This window comes from Calothrix anomala FACHB-343, assembly GCF_014696435.1.
GTDB lineage: Bacteria > Cyanobacteriota > Cyanobacteriia > Cyanobacteriales > Nostocaceae > Aulosira > Aulosira anomala_A.
Genome location: NZ_JACJQG010000002.1, coordinates 29,992 through 54,596 on the forward strand (window position 1 = coordinate 29,992; position 24,605 = coordinate 54,596).

6 protein-coding genes are annotated in these 24,605 nt (G+C 40.4%); all 6 read left to right on the plus strand.

Features of this window, described 5'->3' with window-relative positions; translation table 11 throughout:
* Window positions 1–148 precede the first annotated feature (148 nt).
* The 6 genes from H6G08_RS01115 (at window position 149) to H6G08_RS01140 (ending at window position 24,546) form a co-directional block, all read left to right on the plus strand.
* Window positions 149–2,167, plus strand: a complete 2,019-nt coding sequence (locus H6G08_RS01115; protein ID WP_190538466.1) for an alpha-amylase family glycosyl hydrolase — start codon at window positions 149–151, stop codon at window positions 2,165–2,167.
* Window positions 2,168–2,324: 157 nt separating this feature from the next.
* On the plus strand, window positions 2,325–2,534 hold the full coding sequence (locus tag H6G08_RS01120; RefSeq protein WP_190538467.1) for a condensation domain-containing protein: 210 nt from the start codon (window positions 2,325–2,327) through the stop codon (window positions 2,532–2,534).
* Between the two features lie 124 nt (window positions 2,535–2,658).
* On the plus strand, window positions 2,659–4,947 hold the full coding sequence (locus H6G08_RS01125; RefSeq protein ID WP_190538468.1) for an AMP-binding protein: 2,289 nt from the start codon (window positions 2,659–2,661) through the stop codon (window positions 4,945–4,947).
* Entirely contained in the window at window positions 4,944–8,180 is a 3,237-nt protein-coding gene (locus H6G08_RS01130) for a type I polyketide synthase (RefSeq protein ID WP_190538469.1), read from the plus strand. The genes H6G08_RS01125 and H6G08_RS01130 overlap by 4 nt, the downstream gene beginning before the upstream one ends.
* Window positions 8,177–11,818 carry a type I polyketide synthase gene (locus tag H6G08_RS01135; RefSeq protein ID WP_190538470.1) on the plus strand — a complete coding sequence of 1,214 codons (3,642 nt, stop codon included), beginning with the start codon at window positions 8,177–8,179 and terminating at the stop codon, window positions 11,816–11,818. The genes H6G08_RS01130 and H6G08_RS01135 overlap by 4 nt, the downstream gene beginning before the upstream one ends.
* A complete protein-coding gene (locus H6G08_RS01140) occupies window positions 11,818–24,546 on the plus strand; it encodes a non-ribosomal peptide synthetase/type I polyketide synthase (protein WP_190538471.1) in 12,729 nt (4,242 codons plus the stop codon). The genes H6G08_RS01135 and H6G08_RS01140 overlap by 1 nt, the downstream gene beginning before the upstream one ends.
* The last annotated feature ends 59 nt before the right edge of the window (window positions 24,547–24,605 follow it).

A 24,605-nucleotide genomic window follows, 5' to 3' on the forward strand; every position in this document is an offset into this window, starting at 1 on the left:
TTAATTATGTGTGCAAAGAAAGTAGTAACGATTTTTCGGCCAAATATTAAACTAAATCCATACTCTTAATCAGCAACCTTAATATTAATAACTTCACTGAAAATAAATTGTTTACCAGCGTACCATCTTTAACTCATAGGAATGCCATATGCGCTATTTTGATGAATACTGTGAAGTACATCTAGACCCGACTATTGCACCTGATAATTGGGTGTTTAGAACTAACGAAAAAATCTCGATTAAATTTGGCGTTCATTTATCTAGAAATCCCGATTATGGTCAGATAATCTATGAGTTAAACGATGGTCAAGGATATGGCGATGTGGATCGGATCACAACAGAAACGGAAAGCGTCAACGAAAATGGCTACAAAATGTTCTCAATCATCCTTCCACCTATTGGTAATGGCGGAGGATATCAATATAGATTAGGCTATGTTGATACTGATGGTATTGAACATACAAGCGAGCGGGGGCAATTTATCTTTGTCTGTGATGAAGCACCCCGTTCAATAGCGGAAATTCCTTTTGAGTTTCTGGGATATGTGAATCATCAGCCTTTATATGGGCCAAAACCAAAGCTAGGAATGACACCTAGTCCCCAGAATTGGTCAGCACGCCTATTTTACTCCATCATCATTGATCGATTTGCGCGTAGTGCAGATAACAGCCGTGCTGGTATGAGTGCAGTCAAGTATGATCCCAGCTCCCCCCACGCCAGTCATGGTGGCACAATTCGCGGCGTAATTGAGCAAATAGATTATTTAAAATCATTAGGAATTCGTGCTATTATCCTCAGCCCAGTATATGTGAATGCGCCTGATGGCTATCACGGCTATCATCCCATCCATTTATTGATGGTAGATCCACGTCTGGGTACACTGCAATGTTTACGTGAACTGGTGAAGACTGCTCATGAAGCCGACATTGCTGTCATTTTAGACGTAGTTAACAACCACATTGCAGATAGCATTAACTGGGAAGAGTATGGTGGACCTCCTGGAGGGGAGTTTAAGTATGTGCAAGGTGATGATACTGCGGTAATGCCTTATCCCATAGAAGCACGCAACACATCACTCTTCCACGGGCCAGAATACACCGATATGGTAAATCAAAGACTCTTTGGTTTCCTAGAAGATTGGCGCACCGAAACAACTTATGTACGCCAGTTACTAATTCAACACCTGAAATATTGGATTGCAGAAACAGATATTGATGGTTTTCGTTACGATTCAGCTCGTCACGTTGGTCTTGATTTTTGGGAGCCTTGTGTAGAAGAGATATCAAGATATGCTAGCTATTTAGGGAAAAAGAATTTTCTGCAAATAGCCGAACACGCAGGAAGTACCCACGAAGAAGTACTAGAATACAATAGCGCCAAATTCACAAATTTAATTGATTACCCAACCTATTATGCCATAAAATATTCACTCCATGATGGCAATTGGTTAGGTGGTTTAGCAGATTATTTTTGTGGCTTTCTCGCACCATCACAAGCATATCATGCTGGTTGGCAGAACAATATTATGTTCCTGGATAATCAAGACACAACCAGAATTTTACATCAATTTTTGAGTCGTGTAAAAAACATAGATGACTCCAGAGTTCGATTGCATTTTGGATTAGCTTGTTTAATTTTAGGGCCGCAAATACCTTCTATCTATCAAGGAACAGAGCAAGAATTTTCTGGGGCTTTAGGGTTACATCAAAAACCGGATACAGGAGAGTGGATTGGCCATGATTGCTACGTGCGGGAAGATATGTTTGAGAACCCCGCTTGTGTCTGGGAGTTTGGGCCCATTAACCGCAAAACTTTTGAACCATATCATCAAAATCACCCTACTTTTAAACTAATTCGACAACTAGCCGAAATTAGACGACAAAATCCACTAATTCACAGTGGAACCCGCACCCTATTATGCTCTAGGAATAACGGACTCTGGTGTGTACTAATTCATGGTACAGGTGATGAGCCGCCACTGTTTGTGGCTATGAATTTAGGCGCTGCTCCCACCTTTGAAGAAACTTTTAAAATTCCTCATTGGTATGGCGATTTTTCTGGTGTTGATATGCTGATTAATACTGCGGCTGGCGTATTCAATCTTGTAGAAGGTGGTATAAGAATTAAACTTCCAGCATTCGCTTTTGTTTTAGGAAGGCTTTTGTGAAGTGACTTGAAAGTACTTAAATTTTGACTTGTGTAGCTTGCTTCCCGCAGGGGATTTTGAATTTTGATTCCTAATGTTAGTTTATTGCTGGATTTTTTCGCCAATAAAGAGTATCTTACCCCTATCTATCAACCAACGGTAAATCTATATTGACCAAATGATGTGGTTAGAAGATTCCCATCTGAAAATCGGTGCGATTGTGACAGTCCTGGGTGCTTTTGATATTGAGATTTTCAATTATGCAATGAACAAAGTAATTCGCACTCATCCAGGTTTACGGACGCGAATTTATGAATTGGACGGCGAATCTTTACAGACTGATGAATTAGTTCTTAATTCACACAGGACTTACGCAAAATACCTTTGAAACTCCTATTTCTTGGTGTCCTTCGTGTCTTCGCGGTTCGATTCTTCCGTAGTTTGTGCGTAAGTCCTATCACAGAAAAAAAGTATTTAGGATAACAAAAAATCATTCAATTTTTCCCACACTTATGCAAAACCTGTTTTCACCATACTTTCCAGTTCTCACAAAATCTACCACGATAGTAGATGTTTTAAGGCAATATGCTATACAACAACCCGATAAGGAAGCATTTATTTTTCTTAAACATTCTATTAATGATAGGTTGCCTGAAGAAACAAGATTAACCTACAAAGAATTAGATCAAGCAGCCCGAAACATAGCTAATATTTTGCTGAGGCACAACACGGACAGTAATTTACCTGTGCTATTGGTTTTCCCACCTGGATTAGCATTTATCAAAGCTTTCTTTGGATGTCTGTATGCAGGGATGATTGCAGTACCAGCTAATCCACCCAGACGTAATCAGAGTTTAAAACGAATCAAATCTATAGTAGCAGATTCAGGAGCGCGTATTGGTTTAACTAGCGAGCTTTTGTTAAATAACTTACAGGTTTTGGGTGTAGATACACTAGATATATCAGATATAAAAGCTTTGCAATGGCTAGTGGTAGATAACCTAGAGGTAAATAATGTCTATGATGTACAAGAACCTATACCCCTAGTAAAAACCGAATCTATAGCGTTTTTGCAGTATACCTCTGGTTCAACTGGAGATCCAAAAGCTGTTATGGTCAGCCATAGTAACTTGATTCATAATGAAAAAATGATTCAGAAAGCTTTTGGACATAGTAAGGAAACTCTTTTTGTGGGTTGGCTACCCCTTTACCATGATATGGGTTTAGTAGGTAATGTATTACAACCATTGTTTTTAGGTATTACCTCAATTTTGATGTCTCCAGTAGACTTTCTACAACAACCTTATTGTTGGTTGAAAGCTATTTCTGATTATAAAGCTACTACTAGTGGTGGACCTAATTTTGCTTATGAATTATGTGTACGCAAAGTTACCCCAGAGCAGCGTTTAAGCTTAGATCTGAGTAGTTGGGAATTAGCCTTTAATGGAGCAGAACCCATTAGAGCAGAGACTTTAAAGGCATTTACAGAAGCGTTTGCACCCTGTGGGTTTCGGAGAACGGCCTTCTATCCTTGTTATGGTATGGCAGAAACTACCCTGTTAGTATCAGGAGGAGAAAAGGAGGATGTGCCAGTTGTTTATTCATTAGATCGAGATGCTTTGAGACGAGGAGAAGCACTAATTACTCAAGATCATCAGGGAGAACAAACAACACAATTAGTAGTAGGGTGCGGTCACTCTTGGGATGAGGAAACTATACGAATTGTTAACCCAGAAACATTTGTTACTTGTTTAGATAACCAAGTAGGTGAAATTTGGGTAGCAGGACCCAATGTTGCTCAAGGTTATTGGCATCGGACTGAACAGACAGAAAAAATTTTTAACGCCTATATAGCAGATACTCAAGAAGGTCCATTTCTCCGTACTGGTGACTTGGGATTTTTGCATGATGGAGAATTGTTTGTTACAGGACGCATCAAAGATGTAATTATCATCCGGGGTCGTAATCATTATCCTCAAGATATTGAACTCACGGTAGAGAAAAGTCATCCAGCACTCAAGCTCGGTAGCAGTGCAGCTTTTAGTGTAGAAATTAAGGGTGAAGAAAGGCTAGTTATTGCTCAAGAAGTAGAGCGAAATTATCTGCGAAAACTCGATATTAATGAAGTAGCAACAGCCATTCGCAGAGCCGTATCCCAGGAACACGATCTACAATTATACGCTGTGGTTTTATTGAAAACAGGAAGTATCCTCAAAACATCTAGTGGTAAAATTCAGCGCCAAGCTTGTCGAAATTCGTTCTTAAATAATACTTTGATTGTTGTAGGTTTGTGGAAATTAGAAGATGAGTTATTAGAAAACTCAGCATTATTAACCACATCTGAATCAAACTCTGTTCATACTTTAGAAAACTCTCAATCTGATTTGACATTACAGCCTATACATAGTAGTTCTAAATACAATCTGGATTCTATTTTGAGTTGGATTGAAACATGGTTAGCTCAGAAATTAAAAATAGACCCTCATCAAATAGATCCAAGTCAATCTTTTGCGGATTTTGGCATAGATTCAGTTATGGCTGTAGAATTTTCTCAAGCATTAGGAGATTGGTTAGAAATTCCTATAGAGGCAACTATACTTTGGAAGTTCTCTACTATCGAATCTTTAGGAAAATATTTAATTACTGAATTACAATTCACAAAACCCTCTTGTGCCAAAACACAATCCCAGCCTCAACAGGAAAATTTATCCGCAATAAATCACAATTCTCAAATAGGAATTGAGGCATTAATTAATCAAGAAATATCAGCCTTAGAAAAATTATTGGAAAAAGATAAATGAACAATATTTCCGCATCTAATCAAGAACAATCAGATTCATTACAACGGTTACTTAATGCCCTCAAACAAGCTCGTACTCAAATTGAAAATACGGAACGTCAAAAGACTGAACCGATAGCTATTATTGGTATGGGGTTTCGTTTTCCAGGTGGTGTTAAAGACCAAGAAACATTTTGGCAATTATTACATCATGGTGTAGATGCTATTACAGAAATTCCCCAAAATCGCTGGGATGTTCACCACTACTATGATCCCAATCCTGATACTTCTGGGAAAATATACACCCGTTATGGTGGATTTTTGGAGCAGGTGGATCAGTTTGATCCCCAATTTTTTGGCATTGCTCCCCGTGAAGCAATGGATATGGACCCACAACACCGACTACTGTTAGAAATTACCTGGGAAGCTTTAGAAAACGCTGCCATAGCACCAGAACGGCTCAAAGGTACTCAAACAGGTTTATTTGTGGGCATGAGTTCAGATGATTATTCTCAACTGAGTTTAAATTTTGATGATTTAAATAGTTTAGATGCTTATAGAGGTTTAGGTAATGCTCGCAGTATTGCTGTGGGTCGTTTGGCACATATCCTAGATTTACAAGGCTTGACGCTGCAATTAGATACATCTTGTTCATCTTCCCTCTTAGGTATTCATTTAGCCTGTCAAAGCTTGCGTTCCGGCGAGTGTAATCTGGCTTTAGCAGGTGGTGTAAATTTAATGCTTTCTCCCATTAATACTATTTTAGGCTGTAAACTTCGGGCTTTATCAGTTGATGGACGTTGTAAAACTTTTGATGCTGCGGCTGATGGTTATGCTAGAGGAGAAGGTGGTGGCATAGTCGTACTTAAACGATTATCTGATGCTATAGCTGATGGCGACAACATTCTAGCTTTAATTCGCGGGTCTGCGGCTAATCATGATGGTAAAAGTAATGGATTAACTGCTCCTAATGGTGCTGCTCAAGAGGCTGTAATTAAGCAAGCTTTAGCTAATGCTAGGGTGAAACCAGAACAAATTCAATATGTAGAGGCACATGGGACGGGTACACCTTTGGGAGATCCGATAGAAGTTTTGGCATTAGGACAAGTTTTGTGTCAAAATCGCTCCAAACAAGAACCATTAATGATTGGTTCACTCAAAACTAACTTTGGTCACTTGGAAGCAGCTGCGGGTATAGCCAGTTTAATTAAAGTGGTTTTATGTTTGCAAAACAAACAAATTCCACCCCATTTACACTTTCAAAATCCTAATCCTTATATACCTTGGGATAAATTAGCGATCGCTATTCCTACTCAGTTAACTGCTTTATCAGCACAAGATAGCCCACATTTAGCGGGAGTTAGCTGTTTTGGCATGAGTGGCACAAATGTACATCTAATTGTCGAAGCAGCAAATCAAATTAAAATTGAAAATCATCAAGATTCACAACGGCATCTGTTGACACTCTCAGCTAAAACTCAAGCAGCTTTGCGAGATTTAGCCCAAAAGTATGAAAATTTTTTAACTCAGCATCCCTCAGCCTCTATTGCCGATGTATGTTTTACCGCCAACACAGGGCGATCGCACTTTGACCACCGATTAGCAATTATCACCCAATCACATCAGCATTTACAACAACAATTAAACTCATTCATTCAACAAACACCAGCAAAAGAAGTAATTAGCGGTCAACTGACGAGCAAAAAACGCCCAAAAATTGCCTTTCTCTTCACCGGACAAGGTTCGCAATATGTGGGGATGGGCAAAGAACTATACCAAACTCAACCAGTTTTCCGCCAGTGCTTAGACCAATGCGCTCAAATTCTCAGTTCACAGCTAGATTATCCCTTATTGGAAATCTTGTATGCAGACACAACTGAAAATCCCCTGATTCATCAAACAGCCTATACCCAACCTGCCTTATTTGCCCTAGAATATGCCCTAGCTCAACTTTGGCAATCTTGGGGAGTGCAACCAGATATAGTCATAGGGCATAGTGTTGGTGAATACGTTGCTGCTTGTATAGCTGGCATTTTTAGCTTAGAAGACGGACTCAAACTGATTACACAACGGGGACGGTTAATGCAACAGTTACCAGGTGGGGAAATGGTAGCAGTTATGGCATCAGCCGCACAAGTACAAGCAATTATTGACAACTACAAAAATGAAATAGCTATTGCTGCCTACAACACACCTAACAGCTTAGTAATTTCCGGTACAACCGCAGCCATCAAAGATGTTTGTCAACAATTAACACAACAGGGAATCAAAACCAAACCTTTACAAGTATCCCACGCTTTTCACTCCCCTTTGATGCAGCCAATGTTGGCAGAGTTCGCCCAAGTAGCAGCAAAAATTACATACCATCAACCGCAAATTCCCTTAATTTCCAACCTCACAGGAAAACCAGCCACAGCAGAAATAGCAACTGGACAATACTGGGTAAATCATGTCACCCAACCAGTGAAATTTGCTGATATTGTCTACACATTACATCAACTGGGTTATAAAATTTGGTTAGAAATTGGCTCTCAGCCAGTATTGTTAGGAATGGCACGTCAACAGATTCCCGAAACAGAGCATTTAACCCTACCAAGTTTATATCCCAAACTGCCAGACTCACTACAATTACTAACAAGCCTAGCCACATTATATACAAATGGTGTGCCAATTAATTGGCAGGAGTTTCACAAAGTTAACCCCAACTGTCGAAAAATTTTCTTACCTACCTATCCATTTCAAAGAGAACGCTACTGGATTAATAGTAATTCAGAAGTAAAAAATCAATCCAGCAATTACTTATCCTATCAAGGTAAAAAACGGCATCCAATTTTAGGTTATCGTTTGACTGATTTAGCCGTCCTACCCCATACTTACATTTGGGAAACACCAGTAGATGAGTTATACCTTTCTTGGTTAAAAGACCATCAAGTCTGGGATACCGTGATTATGCCCCATACAGGATATTTGCAAATAGCTTTTGAAGCTACTCAGGAAGCTTTTAATCAACCCTGGAATAACATTAGTAATTTAAAACTGTACTATCCTCTATTCTTGTCCACACAAGAGGAACAAAAAATACAGGTGATTCTCTCGCCATTATCAGATAGTAAAATGTTGCTTCAGGTGTATAGCTGTCGGCTGAGTAAGTCTTCCTCTGCATCAGAGTGGACTTTATACGCAGATGCACAAGTTTCATCTTCAGCAACCCATCCAGAACAAATAGAAGATTTACGGAGGTTAACAGAAGTATGAAATTTGGTTTGATGTTCTTTGCTAGTAGCGAAGATGCTTTAGTGGGTGATAAATATAGTCTGGTAATTGAAAGTGCTAGATTTGCCGATCAACATGGCTTTTCTAGTATTTGGACACCAGAACGACATTATACTCAATTTGGTAGCCTCTACCCTAATCCGGCGGTGTTAAATGCGGCACTAGCCAGGGAAACTCAACAAATTCGCTTGCAAGCAGGTAGTGTGGTGATGCCTTTGCATCATCCCCTAGAAATAGCCGAAGCATGGGCTTTAGTAGATAATTTGTCAAATGGTAGGGTGGGAATATCCTTCGCATCTGGTTGGAATCCCAGTGATTTTGCTACTTGTCCCCAAAAATATAGCGATCGCCAGCAAACCGTTTTTACCAATTTAGAAATACTACAAAAACTCTGGCAAGGGGAATCTCTGAAAATTACCGACGGTAAGGGACAACCAGCAGAAATTCGTATTTATCCTACCCCCATACAGCCTCAACTTCCCATTTGGATCACCGCAGCAGGTAATCCTCAAACATACATCAAAGCCGGAGAAATCGGGGCAAACTTATTAACACACCTACTGGATCAAGAAGTAGAAACTTTAGCAGAGAAAATATCTCTCTATCGTCAAGCTAGAGCTAGGCATGGTCATGATCCAGAAGCGGGTATAGTTTCACTGATGTTACATACCTTTGTCGGTCAAGACTTTAAACAAGTACGAGAACAAGCCAGAATCCCTTACTGTAATTATCTCAAAGCTAACATTGGACTGCTCAAAGGACTAGCTCAAAGTCGGGGGCATAATGTTGATATTACTAAATTACCTGAGCGAGACTTAAACGAATTTGTTAACTTTTTATATGACCGCTTTGCTACTTCTAGAGGCTTAATCGGTACTCCGGAAACTTGCCAAAATTTACTAAAACAACTAGACGGCATTGGAGTTGATGAAGTAGCTTGTTTATTAGATTTTGGTTTAAGTAAAGAATTAATTATCCAACATTTACCAGACCTGAATCTACTGCGAGAAAATTACAATCATCATACTCAAACTACGGGTATTCCCCAACGTTCAGCTTTTCCCACTACCCTGAAAAATAGTTCTCAAAAATCCCTTGTAGTTTCCACACCAACCCCCCAAGAATCATTAGAAACCATCCGGTCACGCTGTCAAGACCAAAGAAACGCCCGCGAATTTTATCAATTATTACAAGAAAACGGTTTACAGCTACAGGAAACTTATCAAGGTATCCAAAATTTATGGTTAGGTGAAAGTGAAGCATTAGCCGAAGTAAAGTTATCTCATGCTGTTAACTTTGGTAATAGTTTTCAAGTCCGAGCAGCAGTATTAGATGCTTGTCACCAAGTATTAGGAGCTACATTATTAGGTAAAACTTTATCTGGGGGAACAACCACCGATACACAGACTAATACCCCGGAAATGTCCTTGTATTTACCTACAGGGATCAAGAGTTTTCAAATTTATGAATCTTTAGGCACAGAAGTTTGGAGTCATGCGGTACTGCGACAACATCGAGTTAGTGAGGGTATAGCTGCTCATAATGAAATTGAGGGAGATATTTACATCTTCAATCACAACGGTAAATTGGTAGTTAAAGTCACTGGGTTGCAGATGCAAAGCACCAGTTCCAGTAAGTCTACCAGTCAGCAACAAAAAGGGGCAAATTGGTTGTATGAATTACAATGGCAACCCCAACCAGAAAAAGAAGCAGTATCAAGGACAACAGAGCCGGGTTTATGGTTAATTTTTGGCGATCGCTCTGGTGTCAGTCAAAATCTAGTAGAGTTATTAGAAGCCCAAGGTGATACTTGTTGGCTAATCCAACATAGTGAAAACTCCCAAAATCAAACCCCAAACCACACCCAAAATCAAATAGTCATTACACCTGGAAATCAAACCCAGATCCAAAAACTAATTAGTGACATCCTAGCCCCAGGAGTTCCCCCTTGTCGTGGGATTGTGCATCTGTGGAGTTTGGATGTTACCCCTACTCAAGAAACAACTTTAGCATCTCTACAACAGGATCAAAATCTCACTGTCACAAGTCTATTACACTTAACTCAAGCAATTATCAAAGCTGACAACAATTCCCCCTTGTGGGTTGTAACTCAAGATGTGCAAAAAGTCGGAGCAGAAACCACCCCCCGTTCTCCTTTTCAAGCTCCAATTTGGGGTTTAGGAAGAGTTATAGCCACAGAACATCCCAAACTGTGGGGAGGATTAGTAGATTTAGACGGAGAATCTACACCAGAAACATCCGCTAAACAATTACTGCAAATATTACAAGCAGATATTCAAGAAGATCAAATAGTTTTACGTCAAGGAAAACGCCATATTCTCCGCTTAGTGCGCAGTCAAAAAACACCAACTTCATCCCCAACCATCCAACCCGATGCTACATATTTGATTACCGGGGGATTTGGACATTTTGGACTACAAAGCGCCCAATGGTTAGCCCAAAAAGGAGCAAAACACCTAGTTTTAATCGGACGCAAAAACCCATCTAGTCAAGCACAGGAAATAATTAACACATTAGAAAAAACAGGAGTTCAAGTTCTGGTTCTGCAAGGGGATGTAGCTGATCCAGTGGCTATGACAGAGGCGATCGCCACCATTAAATCCCACTGTCCACCCCTAAAAGGAATTTTCCACATCGCAGGTTTCAGCCAACAAAGCCTATTATCAGATATCACCACCGACGATTTACAGGCCATGTTGCGTCCTAAAGTTTTTGGCACATGGAACTTACACCAACTCACCCTAAAATTAAACCTGGACTTCTTCTTCAGTACCTCTTCCATGTCCCCAGTGTTTGGATCTCAAGGACTAGGACATTATGCAGCCGCTAACTACTTCCTAGATATTTTTGCTCACTATCGTCAGAGTATAGGTTTACCAGCCTTAACCGTCAATGTTGGTGCTTTAGCAGGTGGAGGAATGGCTTTAGCTTCACCAGAAGGCGAAAAATACACTACCCAAATTGGTTTAAATTTAACCTATCCGACTGAATTTTTGGACGTAGCTGGAGGCTTTTTCTCATCAGAGGGTGTGGCTAATATTGTCATTGCCGATATGGACTGGTCAATATTCAAACCCCTTTATGAAGGAAGCACGGGCAAGCTGCTATTAGCAGAAATAGAAGCCCATCCTCCCCACTCTACTGCAAAATCTGGCCAACGTGATATTTTCTGGCAACAATTAGAATCCTTACCAGAAAGTGAACGCTATAACCAAGTAGTAACTTATTTACAACAAGAGATAGCACAAATTTTGGGTTATTCTCCTAATCAGCCATTGTTTAATCCAGAGGTCGGCTTCTTTGATTTAGGGATGGATTCTTTACTAGCTGTTTCTTTCAAGAATAAGCTGGAAAACAGTTTAGGTTCTTCTTTACCAACAGTATTGATTTTTGAGCGACCGAATGTTATTAGTTTGGCAGATTACATTATTACCGAAGTCTTCAAATGGCAACTTTCAGCAGAGGATGATGACAACAAATCAAAATCACAAGAACTAAGTTTAGAAGCCGAACTTTCCCAAACCATCGAACAATTATCTGAACAAACATTAGAAGATTTAATTAATCAAAAATTAGCAAGAGCTTTGGAGGACGACTAATGAGTGGGGGGTCAAATAACGTGCAAAATCTGTCCTCTTTACAGCGTTCAGTTTTGCTGATTGAAAAATTGGAAGCGAAGATTAAGCGATTAGAGTCTGCTAAAACAGAACCAATTGCCATTATTGGTATGTCCTGCCGTTTTCCGGGAGGTGCTGAGAATCCTCAAGAGTTTTGGAAAATTTTATACTCAGGTATTGATGCGGTAACAGAAGTTCCGGCAAATCGCTGGAACATAGCAGATTACTATGATGAAAATCCGCAGATTCCAGGTAAAATTTATACAAAATCCGGGGGATTTTTATCAGACGTAGATCAATTTGACCCCCATTTTTTTGGGATTTCTGCCAGAGAAGCCGTTAATATAGACCCCCAACACCGCTTACTATTAGAAGTAACTTGGGAAGCATTAGAAAATGCTGGATGTATCCCCCAGCGTAACCAAGGCAGTCCGACAGGAGTTTTTGTCGGTATTACCCTAAATGACTATGGTTTGATCGCCAAACAAGCCAGATCCGATGTCAGTCAACAAGCTTACGGAGTCACAGGTTCACCTTCCTATGCAGCAGCAGGACGGATTTCCTATACTTTTGGCTTTACAGGTCCTTGTATGGCCATTGATACCGCTTGTTCATCTTCCTTAGTAGCCATTCATCAAGCTTGTCAAAGTCTCAGACAACAAGAATGTCAAATGGCGATCGCAGGAGGAGTAAATTTAATCTTACTTCCTGATAGTATGATCGCCACCGCCAAAGCTGGTATGCTATCCCCTGATGGTCGTTGTAAAACCTTTGATGCTACTGCTGATGGTATTGGACGCGGCGAAGGCTGCGGAATATTAGTTCTTAAACGTCTGTCAGATGCACAAGCTGATGGTGACAATATTTTAGCTGTAATTCGCGGTTCAGCAGTTAATCAGGACGGCCCTAGTAGTGGGTTGACAGTACCTAATGGTGCTTCTCAACAACAAGTCATGCGTCAAGCCTTGAAAATGGCGCAAATAGAACCTGCGGAAGTAACTTATGTAGAAGCTCATGGTACAGGAACACCTTTAGGAGATCCCATAGAACTGCGTTCATTAGCAAAAATCTATGGTTCTCATCGCTCTCAGGATAACCCCTTATTTGTCGGTTCGGCAAAAACTAATATTAGTCACGTAGAAACGGCGGCCGGGGTAGCAGGAGTAATTAAAGTTATTCTACAATTACAACATCAACAGATTGCCCCCCATTTACATTTAAAAAATCCCACAAATCACTTTAACTGGGAAGATTTTCCTTTAGTTGTTCCCACCCAAGTTACACCCTGGCTTGTACAGTCTGGTAGCCGCATCGGTGTGGTAAACTCATTTGGGGCTACAGGAACTAACGCTCATATTGTTTTAGCAGAAGCACCAGCACCATTAAAACCGGAAAATTCTGGTTCATTAGAGCGATCGCTCCATTTATTAACTCTTTCTACGAAGACAGAACCAGCATTAAAAGATTTAGTCAACCTTTATCAAAATTGGGTTGAACAAAATACAGATTTAAAAATAACAAATTTAAAAATAGCTGATATTTGCTATAGTGCTAACACAGGTCGCGCTCACTTTAAGCATCGTTTAGCTTTACTTGTGGCTGAACCTCAAGAATTAGCCGCAAAACTGCAAAATTTAACCATTAGTCTATCACCAGAGCAGAATACTCAAGAAAACTCTAGCATTACCGGAGTATTTCAGGGACAACTTGCTATTAATAGTGGTGTTCCTAAAATTGCTTTTCTCTTTACCGGTCAAGGTTCTCAGTATATTGATATGGGACGGGAACTTTATCAAAGTCAACCCCTGTTCCGGCGGATTTTAGAGCAATGCGATCAAATTCTGCGTTCAGAGTTAGAAACACCCCTGTTAGAAATTCTTTACCCCCAAAATACAAATCAATCTCAAACTTCCCTCATTGACCAAACAAATTATACTCAACCTGCCTTATTTGCCTTAGAATATGCCTTAGCTCAACTCTGGATTTCCTGGGGAATTAAACCTGCGGCAGTCATGGGGCATAGTTTGGGAGAATACGTAGCCGCTTGTATAGCCGGAGTCTTTAGTTTAGAAGATGGGTTAAAATTAATAGCTGCGCGTGGTCGTCTCATGCAATCATTACCCCAAAATGGGGCGATGTTGGCTGTATTTGCAGAGGAAACACGGGTAACAGAAATTATTGCTCCTTATCAAAATAAAGTAGCAATATCTGCCTACAATGGAGCGCAAAATATTGTCATATCTGGGGAAAATCAGGCGATCGCAGCCATTAAAACCACCCTAGAAGCAGAAGCAATTGAAAGCCGCCCCCTGAACACCTCTCACGCCTTTCATTCACCCCTAGTAGACCCGATTTTAGAGCAGTTAGAACAAATTGCCAATCAAATAGAAATCCATCCTCCCCGCATTCCCATTGTTTCCAACTTAACAGGAGAAACATTATCAATCAATCAACCCTTAAACGGAAAATACTGGCGAAAGCATAGCCGAGAAGCCGTAAAATTTACCGCAGGATTAGCAACATTAGTAGAAAAAGGCTATGAAACCTTTTTAGAAATTGGAGCAAAGCCCGTCTTGTCTAAAATGGGACACAGATGTAAGTTAGGTGATAACCTGTTGTGGCTTGCTTCCTTAGTAGCAGGACAATCAAACTGGGCGACATTATTAAATAGTCTTGCTCAATTATATGTGCGTGGTGCAGAAGTGAATTGGTCAGGATTTGATCGAGATTACCCACGCCAAAGATTGATTTTACCTAATTATCCTTTTCAACGTCAGCGTTACTGGTTAGAAATACCAAATGCAGATATGTCACCCCAAAAAGCCATTGCATCTGCACCCATGAACGGACAACTTCCAGAACCAGTTACACAACCAGTTAGAGAAACAATTGCAGAACCAACTCCAGAACCAAAACCCCAAACCTCTGCATCTTCCAAACAAGAACAAATTATCAAACTCTTACAATCTTTGATTGCTGAAGCACTGCAAACATCTCCAGACACAGTAGATATTCATACCCCATTAGTGGAAATGGGTGCAGATTCTATCGTGTTTATGGAAACAGGACAGCAGTTAGAAACCACCTTTGGGGTACGCATTCCTATCCGCAGATTATTTGAAGACTTATCTACATTAAATGCTTTAGGTACTTACATTGCCGAAAATTTACCAGCAGAATTTAAGTTTACTGATAATTTTACTGACAATCAACCTGTATCGCCACTTGTAACTTCAGAATCACCAGATCGCCAAACTGAGAACAAAGCAGTAGAATCTGCACAGGTTAGTCAAATTCCTCCCACAGCAGAACCAGTTGGTACTACTGCTCTAGAGCGGATCATGAGTCAGCAATTACAAGCTATGTCTCAACTCATGTCCGAACAGTTAGCAGTTTTAAGAGGAGAAACTACCACCACACCACCACAGTTTATTCCTAACCACAATCCTGTTAACTCTCCCCAGACAACGATTAAAAATACCAAACGTCAGGAATTTTGGGAAAGACGTGAATATAAACCCACATTAAGCGATATACAAGACCAAGCTGCTAATTTTGCGGTAACTGTGCCAGCTAATAAAGAAATGCAATTTAGTCTTTATTATTTTGGCAGTTACGATGCAGCTTTTAGCAAAGACAAATACAGTCTTCTGTTTGGGGGAGTAGAATACGCAGACCAAAATGGCTTTACCTCTGTATGGCTACCTGAGCGTCACTTTCATGCTTTTGGTGGTTTTTCACCTAACCCTTCTATTCTCTGTGCTTCTCTAGCTAAAGTTACCAAAAATATACAACTGCGGGCTGGTAGTGTAGTTTTACCCCTACATCATCCTGTGCGAGTAGCCGAAGATTGGGCAATCATTGATAATATTTCTCAAGGACGAGTAGGAATTTCCTTTGCTTCCGGTTGGCATCCCCATGATTTTGTCTTTGCCCCAGAAGCTTATGATGACCGTCGAGAAATTATGTTTGAGGGCATCGAAACAGTACAAAAACTCTGGCGCGGAGAGTCAATTCAGCTACTCAGTGGTTCTGGTAACATGGCTGAAATCCGTACCTTCCCCATGCCTCAGCAAAAAGAGTTACCTGTTTGGGTGACAATTGTTAATAACCCAGATACCTATATGAGAGCCGGGGCGCTGGGAATCGGGGTTTTGACTAACCTGATGGGGCAAACTGTAGAAGATTTAGCCCGTAATATTGCCATATATCGAGAATCATTAGCACGTCATGGTTTTGATCCTAGTGTTGGACAGGTGACGGTATTACTACATACTTTTATGGGTACGGATTTACAACAAGTAAGAGAAACAGCCCGTAAACCATTCCAGCAGTATCTCACCTCTTCTATTGGTCTATTTCAAGCTTTAGTCAAAAGCCAAGGTTTGCAGATGGCCGATTTTGAAAAGATGAGTGAGGATGATAAGGATTATATTCTGTCCGCAGCTTATGACCGTTATGTACAAACCAGTGCTTTAATTGGTACTGCAGATTCTTGTTTGGAAATTGTGGAAAAACTCCTAGCTATTGGGGTTGATGAAATTGCTTGTTTAATTGATTTTGGGGTGGAAGAAGAAGCTGTATTAGCCAGCTTACCCCATGTTAAGACTTTGAAGGAACGGGTGAATCAGGTTAAAACCGATGATTGGTTTTATGGTTTAGATTGGCAACAAGAACCCCGCGATCTTCCTTTAAACTCATCTTTAAAATCTGGACATTGGTTAATTTTTGCTGATGTTCAAGGTGTGGGAACAGCTTTAGCACAACAATTACAGTTAAATGGTCAAACTTATACGCTGATTTATCCCCAAGGAAGTGGTATTTCTTTATCTAATGGGGATTGGGAAATAGATCCTACGGACTCAAAAGCTTTTAACCAACTTTTACAAAATATTTTACAAAATCAACTTACAGATGGTGAACTTCCCCTCAGTGGAGTTATTTATCTTTGGAGTCTCAATAGTCCATTATCTGAGCAGTTGACAGTTGATTTACTCCAGCAAACTCAAGAAACGGTTTGCGGTGGTGTATTGCATTTAGTCCAAGCTTTAGACAAGCAACCAGAGTTAAAAAATGCTTGTCCGCAAATGTGGCTGATTACACAACAAGCGGTTGCATCAGACAATACCGCACCAACAGGCATTGCTCAAGCATCACTATGGGGTTTTGGTAGAGTTATAGCCCTAGAATATCCAGAATTGTGGGGTGGTCTGATTGATATTGATAGGTCTAATACTACATCACAAGCAGAGCAAATATGGTTAGAAATTAGAGCGCAACTGGGGAAAAAATCACAAGCTGAAGACCAGGTTTTATTACACCAAGAAAAACGCTATGTTGCCCGGTTAGTCCGTCAAACTGTGAGTAATTCTAGTGTTGATAATTCCCCTGTTAATTTGGACTTAGACGGCACTTATTTAATTACAGGTGGTTTGGGTGCTTTAGGTATTCGGTTAGCTCAGTGGTTGGTTGATCGAGGAGTGCGTCATTTAGTTTTGTGTGGTCGCTCTGCTCCTGCTGCTAAAATACAAAAAACTATCACCCAGTTACAGCAACAGGGTATACAGGTGATGGTGGCTCAGGTAGATATATCTAAATTTAATGATTTATCTGAGTTGTTACAACAAATTCAAGGTAAAAATCAAGACAACTGGTTGCCACTGCAAGGGATTTTTCACTTAGCTGGGTTGTTGGATGATGGGGCGTTATTCCAGCAGACTTGGAAACGGTTTGATGCTGTATTTGCTCCTAAGATTTTAGGTACTTGGAATCTTCATGTTTTAACTCAAGAACTGCCACTGAAACATTTTGTTCTGTTTTCTTCTATTGCTTCTTTATTGGGTTCTCCCGGACAAGCTAACCATGCGGCGGCTAATGCTTTTATTGATGCCTTAGCTCATTATCGTCGAGCTAATGGGTTGCCTGCTGTGAGTATAAATTGGGGTTCTTGGACAGAAATCGGGAAAGTTACTCGATTAGAAGGAGCGCAACAACAACGCTTGCAAGAATATTTTGATAAACTGTGGCGTAGTTATGGCATGGAAGCGATCGCCCCTAAAGCCGGTTTACACGCTCTGGAACAACTACTCAATCAACCTCCTGTACAAGTTGGGGTATTTCCCATTGATTGGCCTAAGTTCTGTGAGTCTCTGGGGGTTGAACAAAAACCTTTACTACTCTATTTAACCCAACCGGAAACAACATCAACAACCACTTCCCCTATTAGGATTCCCTTAAGTGAAGCTCAAAAGCAACTGTGGCTATTAGCGCAAATTGTGGAAGAAGGGTCAATTGTTTATAATGACAACGTAAACTTAGAATTACTTGGTGATTTACACTTAGAAATTTTAAAACAAAGTATACAGACTGTTGTGGAACGACATGAAGCCCTCCGCACGGTTATTGATCCTCAAGGAGAATGGCAAGAGATTTTACCAACTCTCAAAGTAGATATTCCCTTGATTGACCTTTCCAGTACCAAGGATGAACAGGAGCAATGTTTACAAGATTGGTTGATTCAACGCAGTCAAAAGCCCTTAAATCTAACCACAGATCCTTTATTTCAAGTGGAAGTGTTGAAACTAGGACAACAGCATCATGTTCTAGTAATCACTGTTCACCACATTATTTCCGATGGTTGGTCTATAGAAAATATCCTCAAAGAAATTGCTCTGATTTATTCTGCGCTTGGCGATGGTGCGGATGTTAAATTAAATACTCCTCTGCAATTTCGGCAATTTCTCCACTGGCAAACTAACCGCAGCCAAAGTGCGGAAATGTTAAGCCATGAGTCCTTTTGGTTAGAGCAGTTTGCTGATTCTATTCCCGTGCTAGAACTGCCTACAGATCGGCCTCGTCCCCTCCGCAAAACTTATCATGGCAGCCGTCAAACCCGTATCACTCCACCCCAGCTGCGGGAGCAGTTACGGCAGTTTAGTCAGGGTCAAGGATGTACATTATTTATGACTTTGCTGGCTGCCCATTTTGTGTTGCTGCATCGTCTTAGTAGACAAGCAGAAATCGTTGTAGGTATTCCTACGGCTGGACGGTTTCTTGCTGGTAGCGAAACAATGGTGGGATATGCAACGCATTTATTACCTATCCGCAGTTGTTTTCCAGCAGACCTGTCTTTCTCAGCTTATTTGGCGGAAATTCGCAGCAGATTATTGGCAGCTTATGAACATCAAGATTATCCTTTTGCCCAGTTATTAAAGCAACTCAATCTGAAAAGTGATAGTAGCCGTACTCCTTTGGTATCTGTGACATTTAACTTAGAACCGCCTGTACCTACAGTATCGTTGAATAATTTAGACACGGCAATGATGTCACGGCTTGTTAGCTTTACTCACTTTGACTTGCATTTTGTAGTGATTGACATGGGCGATCGCCTAATTTTGGAGGCAAAATATAATACAGATTTGTTTAATGATGCTACCATTGAGCGTTGGTTAGGTCATTTCCAAACTTTGTTAGAGGAAATCATTACCCAGCCAAATCAAGAGATTGCCACTTTACCATTATTAACCCAGTCAGAGCGTCAGCAATTATTAATGGACTGGAATGCTGAGTTAACACAATATTCCTCAGCACCTTTAGAAACAGAATGTGTTTATCAACGCTTTTCAAAGCAGGTTAGTCAAAATCCTGATGCTTTAGCAGTGGTATTTGCAAATCAGCAGTTGACATACCAGGAGTTAAACACAAGAGCAAATCAACTTGCTAACCATTTACGTAACTTAAATATTCCATCAGGTGGCCGCATAGTTCTTTACATTGAGCGATCGCTTGAAAGTTTAATTGCTATATTGGGAATCTGGAAAGCAGGAGGAGTTTATATTCCCCTGGATGCTGCTAACACACCTCCCCAGCGTTTAGCGCTACTGCTAGAGGATATTCAACCAACTGCACTGTTAACTCAAACATCCTACAAATCAAATTTACCCACTTCCCTTTGTTGTCCGGTGGTATTTTTGGACAAACAAGGGAATGATAACCCACAAAATCAATCACCAGAAATTCTCGACCCTAATTTTCCCCAGGTAACACCCGATGACCTAGCCTATATTATCTTTACCTCTGGTTCTACAGGTCAGCCCAAGGGAGTAGCCATTAAACATCGTCATCTAAGTGCTTATACTACCAGCATTACTCAGCGTCTAGGTTTGCAGTCTGGTATGAGTTTTGCGACAGTATCCACTTTTGCTGCGGATTTGGGTTATACCGCCATTTTCCCCACATTGTGTACAGGTGGAACATTACATATCATTACTCAGGAAACGGCGACTGACCCTCAAGCCTTAGCTACATACTTTAGCCAACATCAAATTGATTGTTTGAAGATTGTACCTGCTCACCTCAACGCTTTGTTAGAAGGTGAAAAATCATCACAAGTATTACCCCGACACACCCTAGTTTTAGGAGGAGATACCCTGACTTGGGAGTTGGTGGGGAAAATTCAAAATTTAGCGCCGCAATGTCGGATTTTTAATCACTATGGGCCGAGTGAAACGACAGTAGGGGTTTTAACTTTCCTGGTAGACGATAGGCATTCGCCAAAATCATCTGCTACTGTTCCTTTAGGCCGTCCCCTGCCTCATGTCTGCGTTTACATTTTGGATCAGTATCAGCAACCCGCCCCCGTTGGAGTTCCCGGAGAACTTTATATTGGGGGTGCAAGTGTAGCGCAAGGATACCTAAATCGACCAGAATTAACAACCGAGAAATTTATTTCCAATCCTTTTAGCAATGAACCAGGTGCGCGTCTCTATAAAACTGGAGATTTAGCCCGCTATCTCCCAGATGGTAATATTGAGTTCCTGGGCAGAATTGACAATCAAGTAAAAATACGGGGTTATCGCCTGGAATTAGGTGAAGTAGAATCTGTGTTAAATCAGCATCCAGGTGTGCAACAAGCTGTAGTTTTGGCATGGGAACAAGAACAAACAGGAGAAAAACGTTTAGTAGCTTATTGGGTGGCGGTAAAAACAGAGGGTGTTAGTGTTTCCTCCCAAGAATTACGTCAGTTTTTACAAGCGAAACTACCTGATTACATGATACCGAGTAGTTTGATCGGGTTAGAGAATATTCCCTTAACAGCAAATGGTAAAATAGATAGTCGAGCGTTGCCCCTGCCAGAAGAAGATTTCAGTCAAGAGGCAGATTTTATTGCTCCTCGCACACCCACAGAACAGGCGATCGCAGATATCTTTGCCACTGTTTTGCGGTTAGAATCAGTAGGTATTAACAATAACTTCTTTGAATTAGGCGGTCATTCCCTCTTAGCTACTCAGGTCATCTCTCGACTACGGGAAACCTTCCAAATTGACCTGCCTTTAGTTAGTTTGTTTACATCGCCTACCGTTGCGGGAATTGACTTAATTATTCATCAGCAAATGCAACAGGGTATAGTCAAAACTGCCCCTGCGATCGCAGCTGTACCCCGTACTTCAGACACAGAATTACCTTTAAGTTGGTCACAAGAGCGACTGTGGTTTATTGAACAATTAGAAGGGGCAAATGCTACCTATAATATGCCTGCCGCAGTTCGTCTACAAGGTAATCTGAATATTTCAGCCTTAGAACAAGCACTAGGGGAAATTGTCAAACGCCATGAAGTGCTAAGAACTGGCTTTAAGTCAGAAGATGGTAAAGCAGTACAAGTGATTTTCCCAGACGCTACACTGAGCTTACAAACAATTGACTTACAGAATTTACTTAGCTCAGAACAAGAAATCATTGTACAAAAACACATTATTGAGGAAGCAAAAACCCCCTTTGATTTGTCCCAACCTCCCTTAATGCGGGCTACCCTGTTACAGCTTCACCCTCAATCTTACGTGATATTCATCACAATGCACCATATTGTTTCTGATGGTTGGTCAGTAAGTATTGTAGTGCGAGAGTTGTCAACTTTATATCAAGCCTTTGCCCAAAATCGCCCTTCTCCACTGCCAGACTTGAGTATTCAATATGCAGATTTTACCATCTGGCAACGTCAATGGTTGACAGGAGAAGTATTACAAACCCAATTAAATTACTGGCAAAATCAGTTAGCTCTTAATTTACCAATTTTGAATTTACCCTTAGATTATCCCTTATCTGCAAAGCAAGATGCTCGAGGCGCGCAACAGAATATATCAATTGAACCAAAACTAACTCAAGCTTTGAAAGCATTGAGTGACCAAGAAGGGGTAACTTTGTTTATGACCCTGTTTGCGGCATTCAATGTATTATTGTCCCGTCATACAGGACAGGAAGATATCATTATTGGTTCACCAATAGCCGGACGTAATCATTTAGGTAGTGAAGATTTAGTCGGGTTCTTTATTAATACCTTACCCCTACGTACTAATCTGGCAGAAAATCCCAGTTTCCGACAATTATTAAAGCGTGTCCGGGAAGTAACATTGGGAGCTTATACTTATCAAGATATTCCCTTTGAAAAGTTAGTAGAAGAATTACGGACAGAACGGGTATTAAATCGTCATCCTCTATTTGATGTGTTGTTCAACTTTGTCAACACACCAGAAGCAGTTCTAAACATGGGTGATTTAACTTTTCAACGTTTACCCCAACCTGAACCCTATTCTAAATTCTGGCTCACGTTTTATATTCGCCAAGTTGATGAAGGGTTAAATATTGAATTAGTTTATCGTCAAAGTTTGTTTACTGCTGAAAGGATGCAAGCTTTATTAGAGCAATTTGTGGTTTTATTAACACAAGTGGTAGAACGTCCTGATGAGACAATTCAATCTTATTCCCTCTTATCTCCTCAAACTGCGGCTTTAATACCTGATCCCTCTTTACCTTTGCCAGAACCAGACTATGAACTGGTAACAACATCATTTATTAACTGGGCTAAAAAAAGTCCTGAACAAATAGCCATCCGTCAAAATGGTAAAAAATGGACTTATGGGGAATTAGCAACAGCAGCTGAAAACATAGCCCAAGTTTTGATGAGTCGGGGGTTAAAACAAAAAGATGTAGTGGCATTGTGGGGAGAACGTAGTTTTGGTTTAATTGCAGGTGTATTGGGGATTTTCCTGGCTGGGGGAGTGCTGTTAATTATTGATTCTAACCTGCCACCACAACGCCAAAACCTGATGTTAGAGCAAACCCAAGCGCGTTATTTAATTAGCATTGGTGAAGCAACTCAGGTTGCTCAAGTTGTGGAAAAAGAATTAAAGATTATTGCCATTAACCCTCATACTGCTGCAACTGTGGGAGAAACCGTTAGTAGTGATATAGCCTTACCAACTCTTGCAGCTAAAGATCCAGCCTACATCTTTTTCACCTCTGGTAGTACGGGAACACCAAAAGGAGTATTAGGGAATCATCAAGGTATTGCACACTTTATTCATTGGCAACGTCAAACTTTTGAGATTAAAGAGAGCGATCGCATTGCTCAACTAATTGGACTTTCCTTTGATGCCATCCTCAGAGATATTTTTCTCCCCTTAACCAGTGGTGCAACCCTTTGCTTACCAGATCAAGACTATATCCCCGGTTCACCGCAAATTTTAACTTGGTTAGATCTAGAGCAAATTTCTGTTTTTCACACCGTACCAGCCATAGCTCAATCTTGGTTGCAAAACATCCCAGAAAAAGTAACATTGAGTTCATTACGTTGGGTATTCTTATCAGGAGAACCGTTAACTCAATCTTTAGTTCAACAATGGCGACAAACCTTTCCAGAAGCAGGAAATATTGTCAATCTTTACGGTGCTACCGAAACCACAATGGTGAAATGCTTCTATCCAGTACCCCCAGAAATTCCGGCGGGAGTTATGCCTGGAGGTTGGCCTTTACCTGACACTCAAATTTTGATTTTAAACGCTAAAAACCAACTTTGTGGAATTGGTGAAATTGGGGAAATAGTCGTGCGTACTCCCTTCCGCACCTTGGGTTATATTCAACCAACTCTCTCTCCCTTTGTCCTCAATCCATTCCGCCAAGATCCCCAAGATTTGGTATATTACACAGGCGATAATGGTCGCTATCGTCCTGATGGATCAATTGAAGTTTTAGGACGTTTAGATAATCAAATTAAAATCCGGGGAGTTCGGGTTCAACCTGGAGAAATTGAAGCCATTTTAAACCAACATCCAGCAGTTGGCGAAGGTGTTGTAATTGCTAAACAAATAGATTCTGGTGAGTATGGTCTTGTTGCTTATATAGTTTTGAAAACAGGACAAACCGTAACAAATAAAGAGTTACGACAATTCCTCAAAAAGCAACTGCCAGAATACATGGTTCCTTTCTCTTTTGTGCAGTTGGATAATTTACCTTTAACTGCTACAGGTAAAGTAAATCGTCAATTACTACCCGAACACCATCACAACATCGAGCCAATTTATGAACACAGAAAACCCCGCACACCCATAGAAGTTAAAATTGTAGAAATTCTAGCTCAAGTTCTAAAATTAGATCAAATAGGTATTGATGATAATTTCTTTGAATTAGGAGGACATTCTTTATTAGCTGCTCAAGTTATTTCACGACTACAACAAGAATTTCAAGTAAAAATTACCCTAAAATCTTTGTTTGAAATGCCTACTCCTGCTCAACTAGCAACCCTGATTGAAAAACTCCAGTCAGATACTAATGCTGCATCTGTAGTTCCTAAAATCACCAAAGTTTCTCGAAAACGTTATCAGGCTAAAGTTTTTGATACTGGGAAAATAGAAGTTTCCGAAGAATTAAAACAGTAAATATTCAATTCTAAACAATAACAGAGATTCTTATTTTCTTGAGAATCTTTTAAATCAAT